General features: G+C 57.5%; 10 protein-coding genes and 1 tRNA gene. 2 read left to right on the top strand and 9 right to left on the bottom strand.

Annotated elements, in window-relative coordinates:
• The first annotated feature begins 146 nt into the window (after positions 1-146).
• On the top strand, positions 147-7,403 hold the full coding sequence (locus ACYQ2I_RS12520) for a hypothetical protein (protein ID WP_460167357.1): 7,257 nt from the start codon (positions 147-149) through the stop codon (positions 7,401-7,403).
• Positions 7,404-7,466: 63 nt separating this feature from the next.
• Here ACYQ2I_RS12520 and ACYQ2I_RS12515 read toward each other — a convergent pair whose 3' ends face one another.
• Positions 7,467-8,582: a DUF1570 domain-containing protein gene (locus ACYQ2I_RS12515; RefSeq protein ID WP_460167356.1), complete on the bottom strand. Its 1,116-nt coding sequence runs from the start codon at positions 8,580-8,582 to the stop codon at positions 7,467-7,469.
• A 180-nt stretch (positions 8,583-8,762) separates the two neighbouring features.
• Between ACYQ2I_RS12515 and ACYQ2I_RS12510 the strand changes: the two genes are divergently transcribed.
• A complete protein-coding gene (locus ACYQ2I_RS12510) occupies positions 8,763-9,917 on the top strand; it encodes a cysteine desulfurase family protein (RefSeq protein ID WP_460167355.1) in 1,155 nt (384 codons plus the stop codon).
• A 100-nt stretch (positions 9,918-10,017) separates the two neighbouring features.
• Here ACYQ2I_RS12510 and ACYQ2I_RS12505 read toward each other — a convergent pair whose 3' ends face one another.
• From ACYQ2I_RS12505 to ACYQ2I_RS12470, 8 genes are all read right to left on the bottom strand, one after another.
• Complete coding sequence (locus tag ACYQ2I_RS12505) at positions 10,018-10,902, bottom strand: sugar phosphate isomerase/epimerase family protein (protein WP_460167354.1); 885 nt, start codon at positions 10,900-10,902, stop codon at positions 10,018-10,020.
• A 693-nt stretch (positions 10,903-11,595) separates the two neighbouring features.
• A complete protein-coding gene (locus tag ACYQ2I_RS12500) occupies positions 11,596-13,545 on the bottom strand; it encodes a DUF3732 domain-containing protein (RefSeq protein ID WP_460167353.1) in 1,950 nt (649 codons plus the stop codon).
• Entirely contained in the window at positions 13,542-14,039 is a 498-nt protein-coding gene (locus ACYQ2I_RS12495; RefSeq protein WP_460167352.1) for a three component ABC system middle component, read from the bottom strand. The genes ACYQ2I_RS12500 and ACYQ2I_RS12495 overlap by 4 nt, the downstream gene beginning before the upstream one ends.
• Positions 14,040-14,041: 2 nt before the next feature.
• Positions 14,042-15,244, bottom strand: coding sequence for an ABC-three component system protein (locus ACYQ2I_RS12490; RefSeq protein ID WP_460167351.1), 1,203 nt, complete (start codon positions 15,242-15,244; stop codon positions 14,042-14,044).
• A 12-nt stretch (positions 15,245-15,256) separates the two neighbouring features.
• The gene (locus ACYQ2I_RS12485; RefSeq protein ID WP_460167350.1) at positions 15,257-16,819 is read right to left on the bottom strand and encodes a transposase; all 1,563 of its coding nucleotides are present in this window, start codon (positions 16,817-16,819) and stop codon (positions 15,257-15,259) included.
• A 102-nt stretch (positions 16,820-16,921) separates the two neighbouring features.
• On the bottom strand, positions 16,922-17,674 hold the full coding sequence (locus tag ACYQ2I_RS12480; protein ID WP_460167349.1) for an RHS repeat-associated core domain-containing protein: 753 nt from the start codon (positions 17,672-17,674) through the stop codon (positions 16,922-16,924).
• Between the two features lie 249 nt (positions 17,675-17,923).
• Positions 17,924-17,996, bottom strand: a tRNA-Arg gene (locus ACYQ2I_RS12475).
• Between the two features lie 342 nt (positions 17,997-18,338).
• Positions 18,339-20,702 carry a DUF4159 domain-containing protein gene (locus ACYQ2I_RS12470; protein WP_460167348.1) on the bottom strand — a complete coding sequence of 788 codons (2,364 nt, stop codon included), beginning with the start codon at positions 20,700-20,702 and terminating at the stop codon, positions 18,339-18,341.
• Between the last annotated feature and the right edge of the window lie 109 nt (positions 20,703-20,811).

Below are 20,811 nucleotides of genomic sequence, written 5' to 3'. Positions count from 1 at the left end.
TCGGTTGTGCGTGGCTTCTTTGCGCATTATGGCAGGTGTCGATCACTCTTGCGCAAACGTCGCCGACAACGTCAAAATCGCCCCCCGGAACCATTCTTGAAGCGGCGCCGTCGACCGAAAACGTCGTCCGATTTCGTCGTGTTCTTGTGCCCGAAGAGTACCTCGACAAGGCGCGAGAAGACCTTCCCTATCTGCCGATTGCCCTCGACGAGTTCGAACGATTGGTCCGCCGGAGCCGTGCAGCGCGGTTGCTCGCCCGGCTGCCGAAGGCGGCGATCGTGTACGCGGAGTACTCCGCACGTCTTGAAGGCGAGAGTTTGCGGGGACGTAACTCCTTTTGGGAGATTGCTTGTTGGGGGACGCGGGAAACGTTTTTGGCGTTGGGCAATCCTACGATCGCGTTGGATGCCGCGTATCGTCACGACGACGTGACGTCGCCGCTGACGTTTGGTTGTCTGGACGACGGGACAGTGGGGACGCTTGTCGATGGTTCCGGGCGAATCGACTTTACGTGGACTTCACGCGGACGGCATGACTTGGACGGAACGTTACGGTTCGATTTGCAATTTCCCCCGTGTGCAGCCGGATCGTTGATCCTGGAGCTTCCGCCGGACGTCAAGCCGATTGTCGATGACGGAGTCGTGATAGAACGCCGAAAATCGGGCGGCCCGGAAGCTGTCTCGTACCAAATCGGTTTGCCGGCCGATGGACGGTTGGTTCTTCGCATTTTGAAAACGCCGTTGAGCACGAAGTCTCGAACGTCTATCGCTGTTCGCGAACAGCGTCTCTACGACGTGTCGCCGCGCGGCGTGGATGCGGTTCTGCGTTTTTCCGTCGACGTGTTGGACCAGCCGCTCGACCGTTGTCGATTGCGTGTCGAACGGGATCTGCAAATCGTTTCCGTGTCGGTCGACGGGGCGGAGGTTTCGTGGAGCCATGCGACCGACGAGGTGACGCCGGCATCCCAAAACGCGGTGGGCAGAACCGATTCAGAGGAGAATACATCGGTCTCCTCAACCGAATCATCCGCTGCCGAACAGGGAATCGGGCAGGACGAGTGGGAGGTCATTGATCTGCAATTGACGCGACCGCTTGTCGGCACGTCTCGCAACATTCAGGTGAAGGCGGTCACACCGTGGTCACGGGAGATTCGGTTGCCTCGGGTGGTTGTGGAAAACGCTTTCTGGGAATCGGGAGAGGCAGGCGTTCTGGTACGCCGTCCCTTGACGACGACGGATCTCGAATATCAAGGGGCGAGATTGCTCGATGCCGGAGTTTCGCCGGGCGAGCAGCCGGGCGAAATGTTTGAATTTGGGTTGTTCGATCCCGATGCCGAGTTGGTGTGGACGACCCGTCTTGCGGAGGTTGCTTTGCGATTCGAGGAGACGACCTCGGCTTCGTTGGGCGAGGAGGAAGTCGTATCCGAGACGCAATTGCGAGTGTTGGCGACCGACGGCAACGCTTTTTCGTTGATGCTGTCCGTTCAGCCGGGATGGCGTGTGGAACAAGTCGACGGAGAAGACAGCGAGACGGTTCGGGATTGGAGTTTTCAGGCGGAAGGCGAAAATGACGCGGGGCGATTGGAGATCGTCTTGGCGTCTCCGGTGGGCCCGAGTCGTCCGGTGACACTTCGGATATCGGCTAGGGCGTCTATCCGTGTTTTACAATCTGGAGACGGCCCTGAATCGGGATATGACCGGCATGCTGTCGTATTGCCGTTGAAGGTGTTGCTGCCGCTGAAGTTGGCTAAAAAAGCTCCGGACCGGCGAGTCCTGCAGATAGCTTGCGGGCCCTCCCTCGAGTCGCAACTGGACTGGACGGGAGCCGACACCGGAGTGACGATTACCTCGGAAGCTGAAGTTTCCGCCGACGGTGAGGAACTATCGGGAACGGTTTCTGGGACTACAGGAACCGGTGATTCCCATTCATGGATTTTCGACGCGAGGCGTCCTTCGGCGTTGCCGATGCTGGTGTTTCGACGACGCGCAGCAAGATTCGATGTTGCGCGAACCGTTCGTTGGTTATTGCAAAAGCAAGGGGCGCAATTGGAATATCGTTTCGCTGTGACCGCAAAAGATCCGATTGCGTCGTTGCAAATCGCGTGCGACGATTGGGGCCGGTTGGGGAAGGTCGAATTAGCGTGGCATCGTTCCGATGACCCGATTCGGACGCGATTTGCCCCGCTGACGCTGACCGGTACCGGAAGCGTGCGAACCGTTCGATTGCCGCGTCCTACGGTTGACCCGTTCGAGATTCGATTGCGCAGTCGCGCTTCGGGGGCGATGGAGGCACTGCCGATACTCGAAGTGCTCGATGCGGCCGTCGAGACGCTACAAGTTCACGTGTTCGCCGAACACGGTGTTCTTCCGCGGATCGTCTGTCGAGGCCTGGAGCGTGTCGATGCGGCACCCGTTGAGGAACCGGGCTATCGGTACGTCGTCTCGTACCGCGACACAGGTAAGCAGGGCAAAACGAAGCCGCTCTTGCAGGTGCAAGGATTGATGCAAGATGCGGCGCCGAAGCTTTGGGCGTGGCAAGAGCGTCATCGTACACGAGTGACCAGTTCGGGAACGGCTTACCATCGGCTGGCCTATCTTCTGCATCAGGACCTGCCAGCCACGCCGACGTGGAAGTTGCCGAAGGGGGTGCTCTTATTCGATGAATTTGATGAACAAACGACCCGCTCTGCGGGCCGTGATGCGCGCTCCGACGTGCGGATGTTCATCGATCGCGTCTTGGTGGGGGGAGCCCCTGCGGTTTGGAGAATTGCCGAGCAACAAGGTGAACCGCAGTTGTTGGTGAACCTACCCGACACGATACCTGAGAAGAGCTTGGTAATTGAATATCGGGTGTTCGGTAAACCCGTGATTCCATTTGCGCACGTGCGGCGGGTTGCGCCTAAACCGTCTTTCGACGTGTTGCAATCGACGTGGGAGGTGCTCTTGCCTCCGGGATATCGAGGGTTGAGTCGAGACGAGTATGCCCGCTGGGGATCCCCGCCTAAGCGATGGTTGCCGAGGTTGTTCGGGCCGTTGGTTCGAGAAGAAGACCACAAACCGTTTCTGCCGGAGGAAGTGTGGACGCGAGTGCGTGACGGAAACGCCGCCCAGGCCGAGCGTGCTGTGCCCGTGTCGAATCGGCGGCTCGTGTTCGAACAGGCCCGCCGTTGGGCAGAATTGATCGATTCGCGGCTTGAAGGAAGGCTGGCTGCTGCTGAAACATTGGAAAACGTGGGCGGAACGACCGGTCGCGAGCTGACGTGGGGGGCATTGCTCACTTTTCCCGTAAGTGTACCGGAGCCCGGTCGCGCTGCCGTGCCCGTGTTGATCGATGTAGATGCGTTGGCCTCGCACGGTATTGATGCGTCGACTCCTGTGGCAATCGACGATGTGAAGGGCCGGAAGAGTTCTCTGCCTGCAGCCCCGGCGGCTGGCGAAGCATTACTCCGTGTCGATAGGTTGTTCCGCCGTGCGGGCTTGGTGATGATCGTTCTCGACGATCGCACGATTCTCACCGCGCGAGAACGATTGCCGTATGTCAATGGTCGGGTCTTGCGCAGCGATGGTCCGATTACGGAGATCGACGTTAATGCCGAGACGCCGCTTTTCCGTGGAAGCGTTGACGGTGTCTTTCCAGTCGAGTTGGTGCGTGTCGACACGTGGTGTCGACTGCCGGGGACGGAACGCTACGAGCCGTTTGATGCGGTGACGGATCATGCGGGAAGCACGCCGCAGGGCTGGACAATCGTTCCTGTGCCGATGCGGGACGATCCGGCGGAAATTCTTGTGGTTGATGATGCGGCGTGGCAGGCGGGACGTTGGATTGCGTTCTTGTTTGCGTTCGCTTTTTTCTGGTGGTTGCTGGGAAGACATTCGCGAGTATTGATTGCTGCCGCATTGTTGACGGCAGCAGTCGGGTGCATCGTGCCTCCCATCGCAACTGTACCGTTGTCGGGGATGTTGTTGGGGATCTTGGCGGCGTGGGGGGCTGCGTGGCTGCAAGCGGTGCGTGCGAAAACCGTTAAGGTTGATCTCCAGTCGCCTGCGAATTTGGAAAGCGTCAAGTCGTCCATCGTATTGAAAAGTTTTCTGGCCCTACTGGCAACGGCAGCGATGGCTAGCGGGTCGGTACAGGCGGAGCAGGGCGGCGGCTTGAAGGATTCGGCACAACGGGTCATCGTGCCTATCGGAGCGGACGGTAAGCCGACCGGTGAAGTGCAGGTGCCGGAAACACTGTATCAACTACTCCACCGCGCCGCGTCGCCGCCGATTCAACAATGGAATCGAGTTCTGGTCACGCGTGCCGAGTATCGAGGAGCGTTACGTCGCGGTTTGGGGCCCGACGTGTATCAGCTGGATCACGTGTATGCGCGATGGGTGATTTATGTCCCTCAGGACGAAACGGACGTTGTCCTGGCGGCCGGTTCGACGACCTCGCCGCTGGATCCGCAGCAAGTGCTGTTGGACGGTGCACCTCTCGAGGTCGAGTGGTCCGAAGCGGAGGGAGAACTGCGCTTTCACATCGCGCGAGCAGGAACATATCGTGTGGATGCCGTCTTTTCGCCGGTGTTGCAACGAGGGATTACCGCGACCGATTGTGATATTCCCATACCACGAGCGCCTTTCGCCGTACTGACACTGGATGTTCCTTCCGACTCGCCGGTGATCGAGTTTCCATCGTCACTGGGTGAAGCACAATTTGATGAAGAAGCCCTTCAGTGGATTGTAAGTTTGGGAAACGCCGACCGGCTCCGTATCCGGTGGCGTACGACTCAAGCAGCTGCGGCCGAAGGCCCGGTGATCGACGTTCGACAGCTAATGTGGTTGCACCTTGTGCCGGGGAATGTTCGCGTCGATGTGCGCTGGAATCTACGGGTGATCCGCGGCAAGGTGTCTGAGTTCGTCGTGTTGACCGATCCGCGGTTGGCATTACTGGAATCGGTTCAATCGGGCGTTCGTATCGAGACTGCGGATGTTGCGGCCAAGAACCGTGTCGTACGATTCGTGTTCGAGGAGGAGGTGACCGATCGAGTCGATTTAGCCGCCTCTTTTGCGTGGCAAGATGCCCAAGGTTTTGGGCAAATGACGGTACCGTTGATCTTGTTGCCCGAGGGTGATCTGACCCGCCGTTGGCTGGCGGTGTCCTATTCGCCGGAGATTCGGCACGTGTCGTCGGTGACGGGAGATACAAGGCCGTTGACCGTGTCGAGTTTTGCTGCAGAGTGGAGAGATGCGACGTCGGTACCGGATGAAGTCGTTGACTTGACGCGGAGTACGGCTCATTGGAGTGTCCGGCTGACACCGTACACACCGCCACGGCAATTCCGTGAATCGCTGACGGCGATCGTCGATCCCGACGCGATCGAGTATCGCTATTTGATTCGGTTTTCCGAGCCGATCGATCATATGGACTCGTGTCGGATTGTCGTACCGAGCAACGTAACAATCCTTGACGTTCAAACCGAGGATGAGAAGACTGTCCGTCCGTTGCGTTGGGCACGATCGGACACCGGCAAGGTGACGGTTTTCGGTGGGGCTCCGGGCGCCCCCATCGACACCGTGGAAATACGCGGTCTTTTGCATGTAGACGAGCAAGCATCGGTAGAGCTCCCCCTGATTTACGCCGAAGACGGAGAGTCCACAGGCTACCGATTGACGGTGGCCCGTCGGTCGTCGGCGCGATTGCAGTTCTTGCACATCGGTGATTTTGCCTCGGAAGACAGACTCGTAATATCGGATGCCGATATTCCAAACGATTGTCGTATCGTTGCCGCATGGGATGCGAAATCACCTCGGGTCGGACCGGCTTTGCGGGTCGAAGAGAATCGGCCACGGTTCGAATATACCGAGACGGCCGTGATTCACGCGGACGGACGGATTACCGTCTGGTTCGACCTGGAGGTCAAGGATGGAATCGTGGATTCCATCCTGATTGACGGTATTCGAGCCGCCGATATAGATCAGCCCGACTGGAAAGTCGAGCCGGAATCCTGGGAGATCGAGCAGGGGCCCGAACCTGATTCGATCGTTTTACGCCCGATGTTTCCGGTCATTTCGCAAGCTCGGTTTGCCGTCGAAGTGGCAGACGGATCGGGGGCCTTGTCGGACCTCGTCAATCTGATACCCGCGGGCGGACGGTTGCTCGCCTATCGAGTCGCCGTCGAAACGAACGCCGACGAGACGACGCGTCGCCTTGCCTCACTGAACATTGCGGGGCGAAATCTAACCTCCGAGGAGTTGAAACGATACCGTCTCGATGTTGCGGGAATTCTATACGAATTGCCGCCGGATTCCCGGCAGGAAGTATGGCAGGCGACCGTTCCCAGCGTAACACGCGGAGTCGACATGGAGGTGGCCTGCTTTTTGAAGGGAAGCAGCCGATTTCGTGCAGTAGCGCGGGCGCGGTTGATTCCCGGCGATGAAGGCGAACTATTGGTCGAGCTGCCCCATGATGTGGTCTTGTTGGGAGCGTGGGCAAACGGGGAGGCGGTTACACCTGTGCCCGCGGGAAACGGTTTGTGGGCAATACCGTCGGTTGCGCCGCGTCATTTCCTCGTGGTCGACTTGATCTATCGCGGAGACCTAGACGGAAACAAACCGGGTGCCGCCGAGGATCTGTCGGTGCGGGGACGATGCGCTGTCCCGTCGTTTCATTTGTCCGATCCGATTGCCGCTACGGTGTACCTGGTCGGCGACACCGGCATGTCGATTTCGGCTTCCGGACGCCGTGAGATCGACGTGATCGAAGCAAATTTGGCGCGTCTGGCGGATGCCGTGGCGGTCTTGCGTAAAACGGGGGCCGAGCGAGATTACGTCGACGAGCTGAGACAACATTGCCGGCAAGTGCTCGACGAACTGGAACGCGATCGATTGCTTAAAGCATCGAACCTTCCGGAATGGACAGTTGCGTCTCGCATTGAGGAGTTGCGTAAGGAAGTCACCAAAGAAGATGAAGCTTCCGGGGGCGAGCTTTTGCCGTTCGCCGGCAATCCTGAATGCTCAAGACGCTTGGCGATTGCCAAACGGGCGGCACGAGCCGCCGATGCCGTCATTGTGAGAACCGTAGGCGGCGAGCCCGTTCTGTGCGATGTGCGACAAGAGGTAATGCTGGTCGCGTCCTCTCAGGCATCCGTTGTGGCTGGGATACTTGTGCTGGTAATGCTAGCAACGATTGTCTTGTTCGGAAGACAACTGGATTCGCTGGCGAGGCGATTTCCTCATGCTCTGGGAACGATGTTGGGCTTGGCGTGGTGGCTTTGGCTTGAGCCGAGCATTCTCGGGTGGGGAATCGTTTTCTTCTCGGTGTTTACCCTGATCCGGTCGCGGTGGCGCTCGGCGGAGAGTAACGACTCGGTGGTGCCGATCATCGTGCGTCAGGAACCGGCGGCTTCGACGAATCATTGAGCCGTTGTTCGAGGTCTCGAGGGATTCTGCACCGGTAACGAAGCAACGCCCTCGGGGGCTGTTCTACGGCAATGAGTCGACAAATCGCAAGAATCGGGCATTGAGCATGTCGAAGTCGTTGCCGAAACACCGTGAGAAATCGTGTAGTCGGGCGGAGGTCTCGTATTTTCGGAATGCCGGTCGAGAAGCCGTAATGCGGAGATAACGAGCGAATTCACGCGGGTGCTTTTCGGTCAAGTAGAATACCAAGGCCCAGCTTTCAGGATATGCAAGGTCGACGTGATCTCGGAAGATGGCGTCACTACCCACCGTATAACGAATCACATCTGCCGTGTGGCGTTTGCGCAGAAGCGAACGAAACTCGGCCAGTCGCCGGGGATTGATACGGTCGGAAAGAGAAGGATGCGAGGAGGAATCGTGAACCCCCTCCGCTTCGAACATCGTGGCCAGCCCCTCGGCCAGCCAGAGAGGTGTTTCCCCGGTGCGTTCGTGTAGGCCGGTGTTGAAGGCCATTTGGTGGGTGGCTTCGTGGAGGATCACGGCGTCGTTGATCGACGCCGCACGCGAGCCGCCGAGCGAGCCCGCAAGATCGTAAATGAGGATGCGGTTGCTCAGCCGATCGTAATAACCCAGCACGTTGGCGGAAACCGTTTGGCCGCTCTGCTGCGACACGCGGAGGAATTCGTCTCGGTCGCGGCATACCACACCGACCAACGGGTAGGGTGGCGTTTTGGGCGAGAAGCCTCGCACGCCGAAATAGCGTACGAAGTTCCGATAGAGTTCTTCGAATCTCGCCGCCCAGCGGTCTTCCTCGCCCCTTGGATGGGCGATGAGATAGTGCGTCGTTCCGCTGACCTCGTAATCGTTTCCCAATTCGCGAAGCAATTCCGCCCGAAATTCAGAAGGCGCGTAGGGCCGAAAATGATCGCCTACTTGTTGCCACGAGTCGGCGGCCGCTCGCGGGAGATTCCACAGTTTGCCGTCCCGCGTCAAGAGGCAGACCGTATCGGTTCCGATCGCGAGCGGTGATCCCTCGATCGTCGTGCCTGAGATGGTCAATCGAAACATGCCGAGTTCGGGCTCCAATGCAGCGGCCGTAGCGGCGGCGGCCAGCGTTCCCAAGACGGCAACGCCCCAACGGAGGAGCAAGCCCACTTGTTCTCGAAGACGACGATGCATAAGCTGTCCGGTTTTCGGTCTTGCCGGTTTCGCGGTTGTCGGGAAAACTTGTGGTTCTCTCCCTAAAGAAACTGTACCTTATCGGACGCGCGCGCCGTCGATTTGCGGGTGGGGAGGGAAATGCGGAAGGAGGCGGGGGTGGCCTGTGGCGGGGTACTGCCGGAAGGTCATAATGAAAGTATGAAACGACTCAATTTCGATTACAACGCGACAACACCCATTCGGCCCGAGGTGGTCGAGGCGATGATTGCGTGCTGGAAGTCGGAATTCGGCAATCCGGCAAGTCAGCACGAGTTGGGGCGAAGAGCGGAACGCCGACTTCAAGAGGCCCGCGAGCATATCGTCGAACTGTTAGGCGGATCCGTTCGCGGCACGCAACCGGATCGATTGATCTTTACCAGCGGTGGTACCGAGTCGAACAACCTGGCCGTGTTGGGAATTGCCTCGGCGCGGGCGGTGTGGCGAGACGTCCACGTTGTCGTTTCGGCGATCGAGCATCCGAGTGTTTTGCGGGCTGCCGAGCACATCCTGGATTTGGGAGGGCGTTTCGATACCTTGAGCGTCACACCGCAAGGTGTCGTTGATCTCGATCGGTTGGAAGTGTTCCTCAAGCCCGACACGCGACTCGTCAGTGTGATGGTCGCGAACCACGAGATCGGCACGATCCAGCCTGTTCGACAAATCGCCGAGGTCTGCCGTCGGCACGGAATTGCTTGCCACACCGACGCAGTGCAGGCGGTCGGAAAGGTGCCCGTCCGATTTGCGGACCTGGGGGTCGACGCAATGAGCATCGCCGCACACAAGTTTCATGGGCCGGTCGGTGTCGGGGCGTTGCTTGTTCGCGCGGATGTTCCGATGACGCCCCGATTGTTCGGTGGTGAACAACAGTGGGGCCTGCGGCCGGGGACCGAAAGCGTCGCTTTGGCGGTGGGCATGGAAAAGGCTCTCGAGCTGGCGATGGGCGAACTCGAGAGCGAACAGGCCCGCCTGACGAAGCTGCGGGAGCGATTCGAGACCGGATTGAAACAACGTGTTCCTGCGGCGATCGTGCACGGAGAGACCGCTCCACGCTTGCCGCAAACGGTGAATGTGGCGTTTCCCGGGTTGGACGCCCAAGTGTTGTTTGCGGCGTTCGACCTGGCCGGTATCTCTTGCTCGGTCGGTTCGGCGTGTGCCAGCGGGGCCGCCGAAGCCTCGGCCACGCTGGCCGCGATGCAATTGGCAAAAGAGGAAGTTCGTGGTTCCGTGCGATTCAGCTTCGGACGCGAAACGTCTGAAGACATGATCGACGATGCCGTCGATCGAATCGCCCGCGTTGTCGGCCGGCTGAAGTAAGAAGCTCTACCCAACGAAAAAACGCGGAGATCGTCGATCTCCGCGTTCGTGGACAACAAGGGTGTTGTCGATCAGCCGAAACAAGCGGGCGGCTTCGGCGTCAGGCTTGTTCCCACTGTTGCCGCAAGAAGGCCATCGACTTGGGAATTTCGACCTCGCGATCACCGAGAACGCCGCACTCGAAGCTGCAATAGTCCTGATAACCGATGAACTTCAACCCGCGGAAACCGCCGATGAACGAGCGGTCGTCTTGGCCCGGCAACTTGCGTGTGCGGGAAGCCAGATGCACGTGGTGGAGGTAATCGCCGGCCGCGATGAAGGCCGCGTAGTCGCTGGTTTCCTCGATGTACATGTGGTAGAAGTCGCCCATCATGCACACACCGGGGCTGTTGATGTCGCGGCAAATTGCGGCGGCGTCGGCCAACTGCCGCAGGAAGAACGCTTCGCGCCGGTTGAGCGGTTCGAAGAGCACGCGCGACTTCACCTGAACGGCGTATTCGCCGATCTCGGGCATGATGTCGAGCAGGACTTTTCGGATTTCTTGATTGGTCAATTTCGTCTGTCCGTTGAAAGCGGGGACGAAGATTACTCCGGTCGAACCGACTTCGCCCGCTGCGGCCAACGTTTCCTTGAGTTGCTTGATGCCGTCGAGACGTTTGCTTTCGTCTTCCGAGACCAGCTTGCCGCCGCACGAACCCCAACACACGGCGCTGATCTTCAAGCCTGCGTTATCGGCAGCTTTCTTGTACGTTTCGCCTTTGGCGGCGACATCGCCGGGAAGTTCCACCGCATCGAAGCCCCACGCCTTCATCTTGGCGAGCTTTTCTTCGAGGCTGCCGCCGGGGATGACGCCCAATTGGCTCGATAATTTCAATTGGGCCCCGGGTTTCGGTTCCGGAGCCGGTTGCGCGGAAACCGACCTGGTCAACGCCAGCGCAGAAATGGCCGCACTGCCGGCCAACAATTCACGACGGGTCAGCGTCATCGATACCTCTCCTGTTGTTGTTTGTTTTGCAGATGAAGTCACATCGACACGCGATGCAAAGGAAGGACGCGAGCCCAGTCCTTGCTGCGTAGCCTTATTCTGGTTACCGCGACGGCTCACGTCAATTTGCGGTAAAGCGAAGCGACGACCAGCTTGACATCGACGACCGAACCTCCGGACGTGACGGCGCGGTTCCGGGAAGGGGGCGTGTGAACCGCTCGTGATCTTGGTTTAGTTCCGCGCAGACATGGCGGCCCGCTACACGTCTCCATGCGATTCACGGCTGATTGCAACGAATAGCGGCGTGACGGCAAGGAACCGTCTTTTCAGGGAGAGGCGGCCCGAAACTGGGGAAGTGTTACTTGGTGCGGGTGATGGGCTACAACCTGGCGGTGATCCTGCGCTTGCTGTTCGGCCTTGCCTCGCCGCGGAGCCTGACTCGCGTCCTCTGTCTTTTCTATTTTGTCATGGTGACTGTTTATCTTCACACCACGTCGCTATTCGGCCGATTGGGCCGCATGCTCGGCTTTGTGACGCCGGTTTGGCGATATTCCGCCTCGCGCAGTCCAAACCGCCGCTGGGCCTTATTCGACCTCAAACGATGCCCAAAACCGGCTTGTGCAACGGGCTGCTACCCATCAAAACGCAGCATTCCTTTCGCTTTTGCTACAAAGCCACGTTTTCGTTTAACACTCATTCTTTTTCTGCCCAAGATGGTGGCACTAGCTTTTTTCCTCTGCGCCACCTTTCGACGACGCAGCTTTGGAACCAGTCCTCAGCTATGTCAGCGTGATCTGTTACGATCATCTGGAAGTTAGGACTCAGTTCTTGAATCAGCCTTAATGATAGCCGATACATTCGCGCGACCGCCTCACGGTCTTCATTTTCGATTCCATCCATACTTCCATTGACGTCTTTATCAGCTGGGAAGTACACTTGTGACGGCTGATCAACGAAAAGGAAGCGCGGTACTGGTCGCCCCTGGTTTACAAACCATTTGTGCAAGGCAAAGTGGGCGATCAAGTGATAACCAACCCAGTTCTCTCCGCTACCCATTCGTTCCATAGGAATTGGCCCATCTTTTGTGTCTGCCACCACCGTAAGACGCTTCATATCAAGCCGAAGTGGATACTCTGAATGCTCTAATTGAAGTTCCTGAGCCCACGCACTCATATCGCGGCTCATGATGGATATAATAGACGCTAGCCTCTCCTGAACTACTTCGTCGCTAACTTCCGCTTCAAGTGCAGAAATCTTATGATTTAGCTCTTCGATTTCCTGGTTAAGATCGCTTCTATCCTCAAGGTGGGGTAAACTTTCTAAGTACAATCCAATCCTGCCTAGAATATGAGCTCGCCTCGCAGCACGATCACGGATCTCCTGCAGGCGCCTATTTGATGCCTGGACAGCATCCAAAGCCTCCCTGTTCTCGCGAAGCCGCCTCTTGACATCGTTCATACGTTCCTGAAGTGTTCGGATTACTTGGTCCATCTGCGGAGAACGTTCCTCTACAGACCGAACCTGTTCTTCTATTTGTTTTAACGAGCGCTCCAAATCCACTACAGAGGGAATAGCATCCTCAGGCAACTTTGCCTGACACACTGGGCACACAGGCGTAACGGTACTTTCATCAGTATCAAAAAGTTGTATACTTTTAAGCCTGTGCACATGGGCACCAGCCTCACGCGAATAACCTTGGCGATCAGAAGCTAGTGCCTTTGCAGCGGCTAGCTGATCCTTGATTTGGCGAAGTTCCTCGGTGAGGGTATTCCGCTCTTCATGGAGGCGTTCAAATGCATCTCCCTCTCTTGCAAGCTCTTCTTCCGGTTCGACTGGCGATGCTTGGACTTGCCGTAGCGCCTCAACACACTGCTCCCAAGTGTCAGGGACGATATTAACATCAAACAGGCCAATATCTTGCGCCTCTTTGAGGAGTGCCTGGGCACGACTGATGCCTCGCCCACGAATTCCTTCATGTTCGGCCAGTTTTCGTTCCAAGCCTCGGAGATCACGTCGAAGTTGTCGTAACTCCGCTACCCTCGCGACGTGATATTCATCAACTGCGCCCAAGAAATATGGTAATACGTCTTTGATTGCCTGTGGAATAAATTGCTCGCTTTGCTTGTGAAATAGATGCCTATTACTTATTACCTCGCTCTGTTGCTGAAACGAGAAGAATAAAGCGTGGCGAATGGTCGCGGTTAGAGCAGTACGAGTTTGCCCAAAACCTGGTTCATGAATGTTCTCCCCGATGCCAGCATGTTGGGAGAGGAGAAATTCGAGAGCTTTTGGAGTGATAGTCTGCCTTAATGATGAAGATTCAGGAATCTCAACCTTGGTCTTAATATCGTAGTAGATATCGGCAGAGACCTTTGCGCCTGGTCTAGGTAACCTCCGAGCAACAAATACCTGGCCATCCGTGACCTGCAAGCGAAGGCCCACCCATTCAACAGATTGTCGGATAATACCTTCCGGTATCTTGCACTCACTGCTCCCAAGGCAGTAATCGATGATTTCTATGAGAGCTGTCTTCCCGGTCTTCGATGCACCGGTAATAATGTTTAGTTCTCCAGGACGGAGCGATAGTAATCTTCGACGGCCATTGAATCCATATAGCACAACGTCGAGTATTTGGAAACTCATGGTCGGATCCCCCAAAGTGCCATTACTGTTTGTACCGAGCCAGCGGAAGCAAACCACTTTCCAACGAAGCGGCCCCGTTTTATGCAGTCCCTTGCCTCATCGCCCAACCTTCGGAGGAAGCGATCCACATCCACGTTATTCTTGGTCGTTTGTAATCTACCCCCTGTACCAATGGACAACCAGTCATGAAGAAGAGCAAACAGAATGGCCTCTCGCGTATAGGGCTTGAGTGAGATCGTTCGTTCTGGGAATAGAACGCGAGCTGACATATTCTCCTGAAGCCACGTGCCCATGGATGTCCGCATGGTTCGCGGGAGTGACTCACGGGTTTCTTTGTGTAGAACAATTGGCAAAATGATGAAGGACAAAGGGTACGGCATGCCAGCTTTATCAATGTCCGTGTACCCCACCACGGCAGAAGTCAGCGTAACACAGCAGAATGCTGGATTCAGTAAGTTGGCTTCTTCCACCGTCCGTTGGGCCCACGGTTTCATTCTCATGCCTCCTGTGGTTCCAGCAGCTTCTTGAGGCGTTTAAGGAACTCGGGATGCCACCCGACCCGTAATTTGTCCGCAAGGATTTGATAAGTACCACGAGCTATACATGGTTCGGTAACACCAGCGCGAATAGAACGATGGCTACTTGTTTCTACCCATTTGTACAGTGTTCTGGCGGCCTTCTTTTTTGCCTCCTCAGCCGCACCATCCCCAAGCTCGTCCCTCATGGATTCAAACAAAAGTTCCCATTCTTCCACCAAGCGATCCTCGTACCGATCGAGTTCTCCCACAAAAAGCAGATCTTCTCTAACCCATCTGGATCGCTGCTCAAAGGCCCTAAAGTAGTTCCGAATCGCGTAAAATATGCGTTGGTTGCCAATTTCAATTAGCAGCAATTGATGGACGAATGTTCTGTCTTGATATCCGGATGCATCCACTGCTGCATTCATGATGTCATCGTCGACTGGCAGGTTGTCTTGCTTAAACTGCTCGCGCAACCGCCCCTCTTCAGCCAAGAGTTCTTCGCTGAGAATTGGCTCTGATGTATTCCTCACCAACTGGTTGATTACTCTCCGAAACCACCAACCCTCAATCCTACTCACAAAAGAGTCCAAGAACCGTGGGTCTACTGCGTGAAACAATTCCTCTTTAAGAAGCCCGTCAAGGTCAGAAATACCGGGAGCGTTATCAAGCACGATGACGGCTTCAAGAAAATTGCGCTTCTTTTCCGCACTAAGGTTACGAAATACCTTGTAAGCGCGAGTGTTGGTCTTGTTTGTGGATGATTCGGCCGTCGCGTTGAGACGCTCAATAGCTTTTACGACGTCCCTCGATTCGCCAATTCTTAGATAGTAGGCAGCAGATCCTTCAGGAGCACAGGATGTTGTGATAAGAAAAAACGTTGAGTCTTCGGGTATGCTTCCATTCTCTAAATGCTCACACCAAGCCCGAAATGTTTTCCATATGTCAGGAGATGCATCGGTAAGATCGGCAGTGCTGGCAACGTGATGTTTGGTTTGAAGGAGGTCAACAGCCTCTCCAGATTTTTCAAAAACCACATCATCTAGTGTTTCGACTGAAACTGCAAAGTTCTCATTCTTTCGTAGTCTCCGTAGACTTTCCAGCAAGGCGTAACGACACTGGAACAAGTATCCCGTCGCGGAAGGAGCCGCTGAAAACGTAGATGGCGTTCGACCGTTCATAGTGCACCCCGGCTATCTCGTGAGACCCCATTCGCAGTCTGAATCCAGGTTGGTCCGGGTCATCTTGCGCCCTCTGGCTCTTAACTGCTTTAAGAAACGAACTTTCTTGCCACCATTACTTACCGGAATGATGTTGATAGTGCCGGGCGCGCAAGCATAGCAGCCCGTTGCACAAGCCGGTTTTGGACGCGGCGTGACGGCGGATAATGACCAATGGGCGTTGTGACCTTGCCAGGTCGAATATCGCCAAATAAGCGCCAAATGGCCGTTTATGCGGCCCAATCGGCCGAATAGCGACGTGGTGTGAAGATAAATAGCCGCAATGACAAAATAGAAAAGACAGAGGACGCGAGTCAGGCTCCGCGGCGAGGCAAGGCCGAACAGCAAGCGCAGGATCACCGCCAGGTTGTAGCCCATCACCGGCACCAGGTACCATTTCCTGACTTCCGTCAGGCCCCGCAGCCATACCCGACGACTACCGCCGGTATCGCAGACGTGCGCGAACGTCCGCTCGCAGACCTCCGAACGCTTTCGCTGAAGCCGTTTCCCGCGGGCTCCCAGGCAACGCCGGCGGTTCGCGCGATACGCTTCCTCGTGCTCGCTCGGCTTGTCCGTCCAACGACGCTTGTGCCGAAGACGCTTTTCCGGAATGTATGTCCGCCAACCCTTTACGTGTTGCAACTGCGAAAGCGTTTCCGCCTTGTGATAGCCCTTGTCGGCAACGACCTCCTCGGCCGGTTCGGTGTCCGCCTTGATCGCAACCTTGTCCGCCGCCTGCAGCGTCTGTTCGATGCTTGTCGTGTCGGGCGTGTCGGCCGTGTACACCTCCGCCGCCAGGATCATCCCCGATCCGGTTTCGACCGCGTGCTCCGCCTTGTAGGCCATGTGGGTCCGGCCGTCTTTCAGCTTGGCGATCCTCGCGTCCGGATCGACCGGCGATTCCCAGTCCCGGTTCGAAAGCCTCTTGTCTTGCCGCTGTCGGTCGAAACGACGCAGCTCGTCGTCGGTCGGTTCGTCAGCCTCGGGGTTCTCTTCCATGTAGATCTTGCGGACAAACTCCTTCCAGCTTTCTCTTTCCTCTTTATGTTGCAGTGACTTCAAGGCCGCATTGCCTTCCAGGAAGGTCGCGTCGACGCCCAAGGTCTTGCCGCGCAACAGGCCTTCTTTGCGGGCGATCTCGACGACCATGGCGAACAGCTCGAAAAAGACCTCCAGCGGCAGGCGTTGCCGCGTGCGGCTGAGCGTGCTGTGGCACGGCGTCGGTTCCGTGATCTCGCAGCCCAAAAAGATTCTGGCCGAGAGGCTGTCGGCACAGCGGGCGGCGATCCCGCGTTGCGAACCGATGCCCTCCAGAAAGCCGAACAGAAGCATCCGGATTACCACCCCGACCGGTGTCGAGGGGCGGCCGGTTTGGGCATAGTACGGGGCACACAGTGCTTCTGCTCGTTGATCGAAGTCGTGTTTCGCCAGAAGCGCGTTCAGCTTGCGATAGAACGCGGCACCCGGCGGTTCGGGAATTTCATCCCGGCGGATAAACAGCGTCGGCTGTCGAAGCCTTTTTCTGCGTCCGAGCATTGTGTCGTCAGAATCTTGGTCCCAGAGGCTTATTCCTTGCCGGTTCGTGCCACTATTTTCTACAATCAGCCGCAGTCTGCAAAGAGGTTTTACAACGGGCTGCTAACTGTTACGTCCGGGCTTCGCAAGCAGGCAGGCTCTGATCTCAGCTTCTGTAGCAGTGCGACATGACTTACCTCGTACGCCTGGCGGCCCCCATTTCATCTTCAGATCGTGAACTATTGGCGGTACAGGCACTGTGGATGGCACTGGAATAACGATTTCTGTAACGCGGTGTAGTCTCTTGCACCATACGCCCTTACCATGCGGGAGGCCCGTCCCAGTAAGAGGGTGCTTCGGCCCAAACCACCCATCGTAGATTTCACCACTCTTGTCGCCATAAATTGCAACATGGGTGAGACCGCAGGTACGTGCTATCTCGCCTTGACAGTCCTGCCGCTGTACAGGCTGACCGCACACGTAGAAGTTTTCGAGGCCACCCGGGTCAACAGCACACGGCACATTGTTCCCCACATACCGATACAAATTCCCATCACCGCCGTTGAAGCCAATCGGGTCCTCGCTTATCCAGCGGCCGACGGAAGGATCGTACCAGCGGTTGAGGTTATTTTGAAGACCGGTGTCGGGGTCGAAGGGACGGGCGGTGAAGAGGAACAGCGAGTCCACCGCCGGATTACTCTCGGCCCTCACCCAGCCAAAGGCGTCGTAGATGAGGTGATTGACCACGGTGGTCATGTCACTGCCCGGATCGTACTTGGCAATGTCCCACACCGTGTTCAAGTGGTCCGTCAAGGTCCATTGAACCAAATCCGCCGTGCCGCCGTCAACTTCTTCCTCTGCCAGAATCTGGTCCACCGCCGGGCCCTGGGCTTACGCCCGGGGCTCGTTCGGACGGTGATTTTGCCAATAGACGCACGCGGGCAGCCCGCCTGCTGATCGGAGGAAGGAGAAGCCGCTCCCTGACGGTCGCGTATCGGAGTCCGGTGGCGGTTGCTTGCGATGCCGCCGCGGGTTGCGATCGCAATCGTCGCCGTTCCCTCGCGCTGGCCGCTCGGGACGGGTTCTAACCGCCGGGGAGCGGGGGTTGCGGGTTGACTGGAAAGGTACGCCTGAGAGGATTCGAACCTCCGACCTACGGTTTAGGAAACCGCCGCTCTATCCGCTGAGCTACAGGCGCAAGTTGCAATGCAGTCGGTCGGGCGGAGAACTGATCGGCCGCACTGCATTGACGCAAACAACGTTGTCCGGGCACTTCATGAAGTTCCCTATTTTAGCAAATCATGCCGGGAACGGCCAAGTCGGTCGAGCCTACGACTTCGGCGGACGGCTTCGCGTCGTTTTCCTCAGCATTTCGGCACGCGGGGCCATGCGACACGAGACAATACGACCGCTCATGCGCCGTCGGTTTCACGGAAAGAGAAGGTCGGCGATTGTCGATCCGCGTGAAATGCTCCTTCGTGTGCGGAGCTGGGAATTTTCGGAGTGCGAAACGCGCCGACGGCACCCGACGGCGGTTCGTTTATTTCTGCATTGCATAAAGGATGCAATTCAGGCCGAGTCGTGCGGCGTCATCGGTCGTGTATCCTCGGCATTCGACGGAGTTCTGCTTCTCGAGGGCGCAGCTCAGGTCGTAAGGCGAAAAGATGACGCCCCAACGATCGCCGATTCGGATTCCCAGCAACTCGGGCGGAACCTTGCGTTCGAGAACGTTGACCGATTCGTCGCTGCGGCCGGGTTGCGGATCGCGTCGGGTGACTTGCCGCAGGTCGAAGCCTCCGAAGGCCGGCGAGAACAGCGGGTCGTCCGGCGGAATCGGTTCCAGCGGGTGTTCGGGAAAGATGGCGGACATTTCCTGGGCGAACGACGAGGCGAACGCTTGATTCGCACACACAGCGTCCCCCAAGATCGTGCCGCCGCGTTCGACGAACATGCGCAGTTGTTTGCGTTCGGCCTCGGTCAAGCGGAAGCCGTTCCGGCCGTGCATGAACGCCAGATGATGGTCGAACAATGCCGGGTCGGTGATGTCCAATTCGTCTTCTACCGCACGCACGCGGAGATGAAGTTCCTTTTCGGCATATTCGAGCAAGTTGGACAACGCGCGGGGCGCGACCGTACATCCTCCCGGGTGTCGCAGTGACGCCACGGCGAGGGCATTGCGACGGATTTCGCCTTGTTGTGTTGTTCTCGACGGCGATTGGAAGAACGCGTATTTGTATTCCAGCTTTCGATCCGTGGCATACGCCAAAATGTTGACCCCGATGCCGAGCGCGGCATCGATTTGCGCTTGCACTTCCGGCGCGTAATTCTCTCGTCCGACTCCGGCCAGTTCCCACAAGCACGACAACGCCGGGCGTCCTGAATCGTCGGGCAGGTAGACGACGCTCGTCCGACAACCGAATTCGATCCCCAACATGGGACGCAGATATTTCGGGGGAACGGGGGCTTCTGCACGCCAAATCGGGTGTTCCGGCGGCAGGAGCTTCAGTCGGTACTCCGGTTCGGGAAAGGCCGTTTCGAGCAGCTTGCGAAAACCGCGGTCGAACGTGCCGCCGGGACATGCCGGTTCCCCGACGACGAATCCGCCCCGATCGACATATGCCCTGAGTTTTCGGGCCAAGATTTCAAGCGACTGCGGATCGTCGGCCGGGGGGAAATCGTAGCCGCAAAAGTGGAGGACGGGAGATTGACGTAAATCCTCGACGGTTGCCGCTTGGAAATCCACGGTTTGCCACGAGAGGTCCATTTTCCATCGGGATTCGCAAAACGCCGTCAAGTTGGTCAGATCGGCGGGATGGCGATTCCAGGTAGGCGCAGCGGCGAATTTCATCTTGGCGATCAAGATCGGTCGTCGTCCTTTGGCCAAGAATAACAGTGCCAAGCTGGTGGCGATACGGGAATCCTGTTCCACCGTCCGCGAGGGACCGACCCAGCCTTCGCTGAGCGACGCGCCGCCGGCATCGCCGATGCGACCTGTTTTGAGTTTCAGTAGTTGCGCCGAACCTTCGCGGTACCAGTCGTGCTCTCCGATGAATCGTAGAGCGGAGAGCCTCCCGACACGCTCGAGGGCGTACAGGTAATAGAGGAGCCATTCTTCGCCGACCCCGGGATTGACCGCAACGGAATAGTGTTGTGCAAGCCAGGCCAACCCGCGGCGGACGGCATCGTCTTCCGCTTCAGCAGGACGGCAGCAATCGATCCTGTCGCCTTCGACACGAGCGCCCGGTGGCAATGCCATTTTGCGGGCGATGATGAGCGAAGCCAGACCGGCGCAGGTCATGCTGCCGGTCCCGGGCTGGCCCGCCCGATAACCCCACGAGCCGTCGGAATTCTGCATTCGCTCCCAGTACTTTTCGGCACGTTGCCAGGTTTCCGCCGAAACGGGGACGCCGGCGCGTTCGGCTTCGTAAAGAGCCAGCAAAGCGAACTGGCTGTTCGAATTGTCGGGAACAAGGCCGGGATAGGACCAGCCTCCGGCAAGGGGCGGTTCTTTGACTTGTGTCTTTTCGAACCAGCGCACGTTGTCGAGGATGGCGGCTCGGTCCCGCTCGGGCGACGCCCGACAGAAAACCATCGTCTGTAACGCCACCGAATAGGTAGCATCGATTTCTTCGGCTGAGTAGCTCCGTAGATAGGTCAGTGCCTTTTGGACAACGGGATCGTCCGGTGGGACGCCGGCGTACAACAACGCAAGCGTGCAGAGCGCCGATACGCCGCAAGGTTGGCCGGCCATTTCGGCCCATGAACCGTTCGCGTTTTGCTTTCCTTTGATGAATTCGACGCCGTCCTGGATGGCTTGCTGAATTCGACGAGGCAATTCTTCGGCTGTCGGTTGCGCGAAGACCGGCCGTGTCGCCGCTGCGGCAAACAGGATCGCCAGGGCCACGCCGGCGATCGGCGCCGCACGGCAAGATCTCGAAACTCCATTTACCTTCCGGTACGGCATTGCGAGCCCATCCCTTTAACGCCACGTTTGTCAGGCACTCTGCGTCGAT

It is taken from the genome of Thermostilla marina, from assembly GCF_054657455.1.
This window is presented reverse-complemented; position numbering and strand designations above follow the sequence as displayed.

Coding starts and splice junctions, on each gene's coding strand:
- ACYQ2I_RS12515 (WP_460167356.1), bottom strand. CDS start 8,582: ATGCATCGTCGTCTTCGAGAACAAGTGGGCTTGCTCCTCCGTTGGGGC.
- ACYQ2I_RS12510 (WP_460167355.1), top strand. CDS start 8,763: ATGAAACGACTCAATTTCGATTACAACGCGACAACACCCATTCGGCCC.
- ACYQ2I_RS12490 (WP_460167351.1), bottom strand. CDS start 15,244: ATGAACGGTCGAACGCCATCTACGTTTTCAGCGGCTCCTTCCGCGACG.
- ACYQ2I_RS12485 (WP_460167350.1), bottom strand. CDS start 16,819: ATGCTCGGACGCAGAAAAAGGCTTCGACAGCCGACGCTGTTTATCCGC.
- ACYQ2I_RS12505 (WP_460167354.1), bottom strand. CDS start 10,902: ATGACGCTGACCCGTCGTGAATTGTTGGCCGGCAGTGCGGCCATTTCT.
- ACYQ2I_RS12500 (WP_460167353.1), bottom strand. CDS start 13,545: ATGAGTTTCCAAATACTCGACGTTGTGCTATATGGATTCAATGGCCGT.
- ACYQ2I_RS12495 (WP_460167352.1), bottom strand. CDS start 14,039: ATGAAACCGTGGGCCCAACGGACGGTGGAAGAAGCCAACTTACTGAAT.